The sequence below is a fragment of the Serratia sp. HMSC15F11 genome (genome assembly GCF_001808215.1).
Classification (GTDB): domain Bacteria; phylum Pseudomonadota; class Gammaproteobacteria; order Enterobacterales; family Enterobacteriaceae; genus Serratia; species Serratia nevei.
The window spans coordinates 174,984-184,585 of record NZ_KV792462.1 but is presented as its reverse complement, the minus strand read 5'-3'; the positions used below and the strand labels follow the sequence as shown (position 1 = coordinate 184,585).

The 9,602-nt window shown below is 62.0% G+C and carries 9 protein-coding genes; 6 read left to right on the top strand and 3 right to left on the bottom strand.

Going from position 1 to position 9,602, the window contains the following annotated elements; translation table 11 throughout:
* The first annotated feature begins 123 nt into the window (after positions 1-123).
* Complete coding sequence (locus HMPREF3138_RS13285; RefSeq protein ID WP_080213363.1) at positions 124-717, top strand: DJ-1/PfpI family protein; 594 nt, start codon at positions 124-126, stop codon at positions 715-717.
* Between the two features lie 19 nt (positions 718-736).
* On the opposite strand, the gene nfo is transcribed toward HMPREF3138_RS13285, so the two are convergent.
* Together nfo and HMPREF3138_RS13275 are read right to left on the bottom strand one after the other, a co-directional pair.
* Positions 737-1,576, bottom strand: coding sequence for a deoxyribonuclease IV (gene nfo, locus HMPREF3138_RS13280; RefSeq protein ID WP_038877847.1), 840 nt, complete (start codon positions 1,574-1,576; stop codon positions 737-739).
* A 101-nt stretch (positions 1,577-1,677) separates the two neighbouring features.
* A complete protein-coding gene (locus HMPREF3138_RS13275) occupies positions 1,678-2,751 on the bottom strand; it encodes a YeiH family putative sulfate export transporter (RefSeq protein WP_038877848.1) in 1,074 nt (357 codons plus the stop codon).
* Between the two features lie 193 nt (positions 2,752-2,944).
* Here HMPREF3138_RS13275 and HMPREF3138_RS13270 point away from each other — a divergent pair, with 193 nt between their 5' ends.
* The 3 genes from HMPREF3138_RS13270 (at position 2,945) to HMPREF3138_RS13260 (ending at position 5,811) form a co-directional block, all read left to right on the top strand.
* Complete coding sequence (locus tag HMPREF3138_RS13270) at positions 2,945-3,142, top strand: hypothetical protein (RefSeq protein ID WP_038877849.1); 198 nt, start codon at positions 2,945-2,947, stop codon at positions 3,140-3,142.
* A 106-nt stretch (positions 3,143-3,248) separates the two neighbouring features.
* Positions 3,249-4,115: a DNA-binding transcriptional regulator YeiE gene (gene yieE, locus HMPREF3138_RS13265; protein WP_038877850.1), complete on the top strand. Its 867-nt coding sequence runs from the start codon at positions 3,249-3,251 to the stop codon at positions 4,113-4,115.
* Between the two features lie 217 nt (positions 4,116-4,332).
* On the top strand, positions 4,333-5,811 hold the full coding sequence (locus tag HMPREF3138_RS13260) for an amino acid permease (protein WP_025160186.1): 1,479 nt from the start codon (positions 4,333-4,335) through the stop codon (positions 5,809-5,811).
* A gap of 45 nt (positions 5,812-5,856) precedes the next feature.
* Here the strand turns inward: HMPREF3138_RS13260 and HMPREF3138_RS13255 are convergent, their stop codons facing one another.
* A complete protein-coding gene (locus HMPREF3138_RS13255) occupies positions 5,857-6,957 on the bottom strand; it encodes a GGDEF domain-containing protein (RefSeq protein WP_038877854.1) in 1,101 nt (366 codons plus the stop codon).
* Between the two features lie 364 nt (positions 6,958-7,321).
* On the opposite strand from HMPREF3138_RS13255, the gene HMPREF3138_RS13250 reads away from it, so the two are divergent.
* Positions 7,322-8,404, top strand: a complete 1,083-nt coding sequence (locus HMPREF3138_RS13250) for a FecCD family ABC transporter permease (RefSeq protein WP_038877855.1) — start codon at positions 7,322-7,324, stop codon at positions 8,402-8,404.
* On the top strand, positions 8,401-9,189 hold the full coding sequence (locus tag HMPREF3138_RS13245) for an ABC transporter ATP-binding protein (RefSeq protein WP_038877856.1): 789 nt from the start codon (positions 8,401-8,403) through the stop codon (positions 9,187-9,189). The genes HMPREF3138_RS13250 and HMPREF3138_RS13245 overlap by 4 nt, the downstream gene beginning before the upstream one ends.
* The last annotated feature ends 413 nt before the right edge of the window (positions 9,190-9,602 follow it).

The following is a 9,602-nucleotide window of genomic DNA, read 5'->3' as shown; positions in this document are numbered from 1 at the left end:
GGTCTTTTACTTGTGGTTGAGGCAGTTAGCACGATTTACCCCTGGCCAAAAGCCACAACGCTTTCTAAGCTGACAGCGCGACTTTGTTCATGCGAACAAGGAATGACTCAAGGAGATTCATCCGTGGCTAAAAAAGTGGCGATCGTACTGGCATCCGGTTTCGCCGATTGGGAATACGCGCTGATTGCCGGCGTTGGCGGCCCGTTTTATGGGCTGGAGGTAGCGTTTTTTGCGCCGCAGGTCGGAACGTTTCGCTCGCAGGGCGGGCTGACGGTAGAGGTTGAAAAAAGCGTGGCCGAATTGGCGGATTGGCGCCCCGAGGTGCTGGTGGTGGTCGGCGGCACTCAGTGGGAAACCGAACGGGCGCCGGATATCAGCGCGTTGCTCAACGAGCAGTTTCAACGCGGCGCGACCCTGGCGGGCATTTGCGGTGGAACGTTGGCGTTGGCGCGGGCCGGCCTGTTGAACGGCAGGGCGCATACTTCCAACGACGCCGGGTTTTTGACGCGCCATGCTGAGGGCTACACCGGGCAGCGCCATTTCGTTGCGAGCGCCGCCGCCGTCGTGGATGACCGTGTCATTACGGCTCCGGGATCGGCGCCGGTCAGCTTTACCGCCGCCGTGTTCAGCGCTGCGGGCCTGGATGAAGAGACGCTGCGCCAGTTCAGCGCCATGTTGGCGGCGGAGCACGCGGTGGGGGAAACCGCTCGCGCCTAGGCGAGCGGCCAGAGGTGGGTTACTGCTGCGCCTTCAGCCAGGCGATCTCTTCCGCCCAGATATCCGGATTTACCGTTTCCAGAATCAGCGGGATATTGTTGAAACGCGGATCGCGCATGATGTAGCTGAACACCGTTTTGCCGATGTTGCCCTCTCCCAGGCTGTGGTGGCGGTCGACGCGGCTGTTGAACTCGCTCTTGGCGTCGTTCAGGTGCATGCCGCGCAGGTAGTTGAAACCGACGATGTCGCCAAGCTGCTTAAAAGTGCGTTCGCACTCTTCTTCGGTACGCAGATCGTACCCGGCGGCGAAGGCGTGGCAGGTGTCGATGCAAACGCCGACGCGGCTCTTGTCTTCCACGCCGTCGATGATCGCCGCCAGATGTTCGAATTTGAAGCCCAGGTTGCTGCCCTGGCCGGCGGTGTTTTCGATCACCGCCGTCACGCCGGCGGTTTTATCCAGCGCGATGTTGATCGATTCGGCGATGCGCGCCAGGCACTTGTCTTCATCGATTTGCAGCAGGTGGCTGCCCGGGTGGAAGTTCAGCAGCGTCAGCCCCAGCTGTTCGCAGCGCTGCAACTCGTCGATAAACGCCTCGCGCGATTTTTCCAACGCCTCGGCCACCGGGTGGCCCAGGTTGATCAGGTAGCTGTCGTGCGGCAGGATCTGCCCCGGCCCGAAGCCATACTGCGCGCAGGCGCTCTTGAACTTATCGATCACGTCGGCGGCCAGCGGCGCGGCCTTCCATTGACGCTGATTTTTGGTGAACAGGGCGAACGCGGTCGCCTCCAATTCGTGCGCGCGGATAACCGCCTGATCCACGCCGCCTGACGCGCTGACATGTGCACCGACAAACTTCATCTTCATTCTCCTGTGTTATCGGTGACATTATGGCATTGATGGCGGGCGGATTGAATGATGAAAAGCGGCGGCCCGCCGAAGCGGGCCGCTGAAGGGGATGATTAGAGCCAGTGTTGCACCAGCTGGTTTATCGCGCCGCCGCCGACCAGCAGCCAAACGAACAGCAGCGTGGCCAACAGAATCGGTTTCATCCCGGCCTGGCGCACGGCGCTGATGTGGGTGGTCAAGCCCAGCGCCGCCATCGCCATCGCCAGCATCCAGGTGTCGGCGGTGATCAGGTGGCGCACCAGCGTGGCCGGCAGCAGGTTGAAGGAGTTCAGCCCGGCGACGGCGATAAACAGCACGGCAAACCACGGAATGGTGATGGCGGATTTTTCCGCCTTGCCTGCGCCGCCGCGGCTGATGTAGCCCGACAGCAGCAGCAGGAACGGCGCCAGCATCATCACGCGGATCATCTTGGCGATCACCGCCGCATTTTCGGCGTCCGGCCCGATGGCGTGCCCGGCGGCGACCACCTGAGCCACTTCGTGGATGGTGGAGCCGGCGTAGATGCCGAAGGTTTCCTGGCTGAACGGCAGCCACTGGAAGTGTTCGTTCAGCTGATACAGCCATGGGTAGGCGAAGATCGCCAGGGTGCCGAACACCACCACGGTCGAGACCGCCACCGCCACTTTGCTGGAGTCGGCCTTCAGCACCGGCTCGGTGGCCATCACCGCCGCCGCGCCGCAAATGCTGCTGCCGGCACCGATCAGCATCGCGGTTTGGCTGTCGATGCCGAACACTTTCTTGCCAAGCCAGCAGGCCAGCAGGAAGGTGGTGGTCAGGGTCAGCGCATCGATGATGATGCCGCTGGCGCCTACGTCGGCGATCTGCTGAAAGGTCAGGCGGAATCCGTAAAGGATAATGCCCAGACGCAGCAGGCGTTGTTTGGCCAGCTGCACGCCGCCGTGACAAACGGTTTGCCAGCGGGGATACAGCGTGTTGCCCACCAGAATGCCGAACAGGATCGCCAGCGTCAGCGCCCCCAGGCCCAGCTCCGCCACCCAGGGAATGTCGCCGGCCCAGACGGCCAGCGCGGTGAGCGCGCCGGTCAGCGCCAGCCCCGGTACCAGGCGCGGCAGGCCGAACAGCGGAAAGCGTCGCTCGGGATAAGTGTGAGTGGTATCAGTCGCCATAAAAGTCAGTCCTTCAGTCTGTTTCTTGCTGCTAAGAGTACGTTTGGGCTGAATAAAAGAGAAATTGATTATATATTTATAACCTATCTGAATAAGTGGTATGGCGTCAGGCATTGGCATAAAGCCGCATTGCGGCTAGGGTGAGGAGGAGCGGCGAGCCGCCGTCAACTTTCCAACTGAACAGGAGCAGGCGATGGATACCGACGATCAACGCAGAGAGCAGATAGACCAGGAAGTGGGGCGCGCGGTGCGGCGGTTGATTGAAGAAAACAAGGTGGTCGATCGCGATCGCCTGGTGGCGATGCTGCAATTAATACAGCGGGACGAAGCCGGCACGCCGCGCGAGGCGGTGCTGGCTGCGGCGGCGCAGCTGGTCGCCTTGGGCAAGTAACGCGCCGAATTGGCTGTAAACCGGGTAGCCTCGCCGGGCTACCCACATCATATTGACATCATTTTGCGGTTCTCTGGCAGAACCCTTTTTCACTACCGGGACGGCTATGCATATCACGTTGCGTCAACTGGAAGTCTTCACCGAAGTGCTGAAAAGCGGTTCGACCACTCAGGCCTCGGTGGTGCTGGCGCTGTCGCAGTCGGCGGTCAGCGCGGCGCTGGCGGATCTGGAGGGGCAACTGGGCGTGCAGCTGTTCGATCGCGTCGGCAAACGGCTGGTGATCAACGAGCACGGCCGGTTGTTGTATCCCAAGGCGCTGGCGCTGCTGGAGCAGGCGGGGGAGATCGAGCAGCTGTTTCGTCATGACGGCGGGGCGCTGCGCATCGCCGCCAGCAGCACCATCGGCAACTACATGCTGCCGGAGATGATCGCCCGTTACCGCCGGGATTTTCCGGCCACGCCGCTGGAGCTGAACGTCGGCAACAGCCAGGACGTGATCGTGGCGGTGGCGGATTTCCGCGTCGATCTGGGGCTGATCGAAGGGCCTTGCCATATGCCGGAGCTGGTGACGCAGCCGTGGCTGGAGGACGAGCTGGTGGTGTTCGCCGCGCCGGACAACCCGCTGGCCCATCAACCGCCGACGCTGGAGGCGTTGGCCAATGCGCCGTGGATCTTGCGCGAGCGCGGTTCGGGCACCCGCGAGGTGCTGGATCATCTGCTGTTGGCGCACCTGCCGCACTTCCAGCTGGTGATGGAGCTCGGCAACTCGGAGGCTATCAAGCACGCGGTGCGGCACGGCATCGGCATCAGCTGCCTGTCGCGGCGGGTGGTGGCGGAACAGCTGGCCAGCGGCGCGCTGGTAGAACTGCCGGTACCGCTGCCGCCGCTGCGGCGCACCCTGTACCTGATCCGCCATCGGCAAAAGCACATTTCCAACGCATTACAGCGTTTTCTCAGCTATTGCGCGCTGTAATCGGCAGCGCGTCACGCCCTCTGCTGCCGCGCAGGCCGGAAAAAGCATAAAAACCTGCGCGCGCTCACATTAATGAGAGTAAGTAAGGCCATAAGGGCCGCGGCTAATAATTGCCTCTGAATTATGAAGCTATCTTATATCAGTGCAATGTTGCTAGTTCACCGGCGGGTATTTGTTACAATCCGCCCTCATTTTTCAAAGAGCAGATAGGGTACGAATGGCTCAGCAGGATATAAAAACATCGGGGCAGCAAGCACCCGGATTGCGCCGCGAGCTGAAAGCCCGGCATTTGACCATGATCGCCATCGGTGGCTCCATCGGCACCGGCCTGTTCGTCGCCTCCGGCGCCACGGTTTCTCAGGCAGGCCCCGGCGGAGCACTGCTGTCTTACGCGCTGATCGGTTTGATGGTGTACTTCCTGATGACCAGCCTGGGCGAACTGGCGGCCTTTATGCCGGTCTCCGGTTCATTCTCCACCTACGGCGCCAAATACGTGGAAGAAGGCTTCGGCTTCGCGCTGGGCTGGAACTACTGGTACAACTGGGCGGTGACCATCGCCGTTGACCTGGTGGCCTCGCAGTTGGTGATGAGCTACTGGTTCCCGGACACCCCCGGCTGGATCTGGAGCGCGCTGTTCCTCGGCCTGATGTTCCTGCTGAACTACATTTCGGTGAAAGGGTTCGGCGAGGCGGAATACTGGTTCGCGCTGATCAAGGTCAGCACCGTGATTATCTTCATCGCCGTCGGCGTGCTGATGATCGTCGGCATTCTGAAGGGCGGCGAGCACGCCGGCTGGCAGAACTGGACGATAGGGGACGCGCCGTTCGCCGGTGGCTTCTCGGCGATGATCGGCGTGGCCATGATCGTCGGCTTCTCGTTCCAGGGTACTGAGCTCATCGGCATCGCGGCCGGCGAATCGGAAAACCCGGGTAAAAACATCCCGCGCGCGGTGCGTCAGGTGTTCTGGCGTATCCTGCTGTTCTATATCTTCGCCATTCTGATCATCAGCCTGATCATTCCGTACACCGATCCGAGCCTGCTGCGCAACGACGTGAAGGACATCAGCGTCAGCCCGTTTACCCTGGTGTTCCAGCATGCCGGCCTGCTGTCGGCGGCGGCGGTGATGAACGCGGTGATCCTGACGGCGGTGCTGTCGGCCGGTAACTCGGGCATGTATGCCTCTACCCGCATGCTGTTCACCCTGGCGTCAGAAGGCAAGGCGCCGCGCATCTTCGCCAAGCTGTCGAAAGGCGGCGTGCCGCGCAACGCGCTGTACGCGACCTGCGTGGTGGCCGGGCTGTGCTTCCTGACGTCGATGTTCGGTAACCAGTCGGTTTACCTGTGGCTGCTGAATACCTCGGGCATGACCGGTTTCATCGCCTGGTTGGGCATCGCCATCAGCCACTATCGCTTCCGTCGCGGTTACATGCTGCAGGGGCGCGATCTGAACGACTTGCCGTACCGTTCCGGGTTCTTCCCGCTGGGGCCGATCTTCGCCTTCGTGCTGTGCCTGATCATTACCCTGGGCCAGAACTACCAGGCCTTCCTGCAAGACAAGATCGACTGGTACGGCGTGACCGCGACCTACATCGGCATTCCGCTGTTCCTGCTGATCTGGTTCGGTTACAAGCTGTCGCGCGGCACCCGCGTCGTGAAGTACAGCGAAATGGAATTCCCGAAGATGGACGTGAAGTAATTTTCGGCGAGTGAGACGCGGCGGGGGTTCCCGCCGCGTGTGGTTTTACTTTTTCCCGCCTTTGGCTTCCGCCAGCGCCTGCTGCGCCGAGCTCATCAAATCTTCCACCGTCGCATAATCCTGCGTCAGCGCCAAAATGCCGGCGTTGAGCTGCATGTTCACCTCGCCGAACGCGCCAAAATCGTAGGGCGCCTCCAGCGGCGGCACGATGCGCGCCAGGAACTCGCTTTCCGCGCCGTAGGGCAGATCGTGCACCAGTATCAAAAACAGGCCGCCGGTATAGCGGCAGACATAGTCGCTGGGGCGGATCAGCGTCTTGAGGCGCTCGCCGACGGTGCGCAGCACGTCATCGCCAATCTGGACGCCGTGGCTTTGGTAGAGCGCAGCCAGCGGACCGAACTCAAGAATGAACAGGTGGGAGATCGTCTGCGCCGCTGCGGGGCGGCAGATGCTGCGCATCACCACCTCGCCGCCCGCTCGGTTGAGGAAGCCGGTCAGGCGATCGCGGTGCGACGCCTGCTGCTTCTCCCAAGCCAGCGTGACGTGCTGTACCCGCTGGCGGTGGTAGCGAGCGATCATGCCATGGGCCAGCACCAGCCACAGCGGCGCGAGGTCCGCCAGGACAAACAGGTTTTGCACGCGCGACAGTGGCGCCGCCAGCAGGTAGGGCAGCGTCAACGCGATCACCTCAAGCAGCGCGAAGCGCGGCGCGGCGGCGTGGCGCTGCATCAGCCAGCAGGCCAGAGCGGTGATCGTCAGCCCGGCGAACAGGATTAAAACGAAGCGGCCTGACAGCATCGCCAGCGCGGCGCTGGCGCCGACCAGCAGCATCCACAGCAGCACCGTCACCAGCATGGCGTCCGGCCAGGCGGGTTGGCGCCGCTGCGCCAACCCGGCGCGTCCGGCGGTTAACAGCAACAGCAGCAGCAGCAAACCGATGCCGACCAGCCGCTGGTTCAGCCAGGCGTACCCCACCAACAGCGCCGCCGGCCCTACGGCATTCAGCCAGGGGGTGAGGGGAGAGGGCGTCAGCGTGAGCCGCAGCTGGCGTTGAAACGGCTCGTCGTCGGCGTGCAGCGGGCTGTACAACAGCCAGTTCAGCAGCGCCGGGCGTTTGGGCGTTACCGCCGGAGATGGACTTCTCATTACAGCCTCGTCAATAAAGGCCGCTCTTGCGGCGGCCTGAAGGTTTTTTGCACGCGCGGTGCTGTGGTTTTGGATTCTAAGTGGTTTTTTCGTTATTTGTCAGAGTCTGGTCGGATCAGGAATAACTTTCAGAATAATGAACCTAATGGCCGTTGGCGGGGTAAAGGCGAGGGGATGAAAAATGGCGATAGAAAACAATTTATTACATTTTCATAACGCCGTTTTCACCTATTGATATGATTGATAAGTATTATCGTTTGCTTTATTGTTGACGGCTGAGCGCAAGCTGTCGCCGCGCGCTTTCCGGTTTACGGCGGACGCTTTCGCGCCGCTGTCATGATGGTTGTAACAGGTATCCTAACTAATGAGCGTATCCACCGATCCCACGACTGAAGCCAAGGGGCAACCCGACGCCGGCGTGATGGGGCGTTATCAGCATATTCTTCGCCATCGCCTGTTGATGATGGGCGCGTTGGCACTGGCAATCCTGGGCTCGCTGCTGCTGGATTTCACCATGGGGCCGTCCGGGCTGTCGCTGTCGTCCTTATGGCAAACGCTGCTCGATCCCGCCGCGGCCGATGCCGGCACGCGGGTGATCGTCTGGGACATCCGCTTGCCTTACGCGCTGATGGCGGTGGTGGTGGGCTTTGCGCTTGGCCTGGCCGGGGCGGAAATGCAGACCATCCTGAATAACCCGCTGGCCAGCCCCTTTACCCTCGGCGTGTCTTCCGCCGCGGCCTTTGGCGCCGCGCTGGCGATCGTGCTCGGCATCGGCATTCCGGGCATTCCCGATCAGTGGTTCATCTCCGCCAACGCCTTTATCTTTGCGCTGTTCGCCGCGCTGATGCTCGACGGCATCACGCGCTGGACGCGGGTTGCCACCTCCGGCGTGGTGCTGTTCGGCATCGCGCTGGTGTTTACCTTCAACGCGCTGGTATCGATGATGCAGTTCATCGCCAGCGAGGACACGCTGCAGGGGCTGGTGTTCTGGACCATGGGCAGCCTGGCGCGCGCCTCGTGGGACAAGCTGGGCATCCTGTTCGGCGTATTCGCCGTGCTGCTGCCGCTGTCGATGATGAGCTCGTGGAAACTGACCGCGCTGCGTCTGGGTGAAGACCGGGCCGTGAGCTTCGGCATCGACGTGCGCCGTCTGCGGCTGACCACGCTGCTGCGCATCAGCATTCTCTCGGCGCTGGCGGTGGCCTTCGTCGGGCCGATCGGCTTTATCGGCCTGGTGGCGCCGCACATCGCACGCATGATCTTCGGCGAAGATCACCGTTTCTATCTGCCGGCCAGCGCGCTGATTGGCGCACTGGTGCTGTCGATGGCCTCGGTGGCGTCGAAAAATCTGGTGCCCGGGGTGATCATTCCGGTGGGCATCGTCACGTCGCTGGTCGGGGTGCCGTTCTTCCTGAGCATTATTCTGCGCCATCGGGGGAACGTATGATCCAGGGCTTACGAATAGAAAACTTCTCGGCGGGCTACCCGAAGCGCCCGGTGATCGACGATCTCTCGGTGCCGATGCTGCCACGCGGGCAAATTACCGTGCTGCTGGGGCCGAACGGCAGCGGCAAATCAACGCTGCTGCGCTCGCTGGCCGGGCTGAACCCGGCGCAGGGCAAGCTGTGGCTGGACGACGGCGATCTGATGCAGATGCCGTTCGCCCGTCGGGCGGAGAAAGTGGTCTATCTGCCGCAGTCGCTGCCCGCCGGGGTGCATCTGCACGTGCTGGAGTCGATCATCGTGGCGCAGCGCGCCTCGGGCGGCCGCAGCAACGCCGGCAGCGAAGCGGAAGTGATGGCCCTGCTGGAGCAGTTGGGCATCGCGCACCTGGCGCTGAGCTACCTCGATCAACTGTCCGGCGGCCAGAAACAGCTGGTGGGATTGGCGCAGTCGCTGATCCGTCAGCCCTCGCTGCTGCTGCTGGATGAGCCGCTGAGCGCGCTCGATCTCAACTATCAGTTCCACGTGATGGATTTGGTGCGCCGTGAAACCCGCAAGCGCAATATCGTGACGGTGGTGGTAGTGCACGACATCAACATCGCGCTGCGCCACGGCGACCACGTGCTGATGCTGCAGGATGGCGATCTGATCGCCGACGGTGCGCCGGAGCAGGTGATTACGCCGCAGAGCCTGGCGCGGGTCTACGGCGTGCGCGGGCGCATCGAACGCTGCTCGCAGGGCACGCCGCAGGTGCTGATAGACGGCCTGGTGAACCAGCCGACCATTTAACGCAAGAAAAACCCCGGCATCGCCGTAATGCTGGTTAGTTAGCGTTTTTCTGAACGTATTTGTGCAGTTTTCGGTCGATAAATGAGAGGTGCATCATGAAGCTTCTGCACCTCGACCGAGCCAGGGGCCGAAGGCGCGGCCCCTGGCAACCCGCGCCTTTGCCCAATCAGACGGTTGGCTTTGCCAACGTTACTCAGCCCATCCCTGGGCCTCGAAGGGGCGAGGCCCAGGATGGGCCGAGTAATTTCCGCACAGCGGACAGACGGTGTTAAGCAAGGGCGCGGGTGGAGGGGCCGCGCCTTCGGCCCCTCCAATTGCCGTTCATTGCAATAACAGAGAAATTCGGGGTATTTACGGCAATTTATCCTGCACGTCACGTAAAGAGGCTGGATAAAAAATGCCACTCAGGCTTA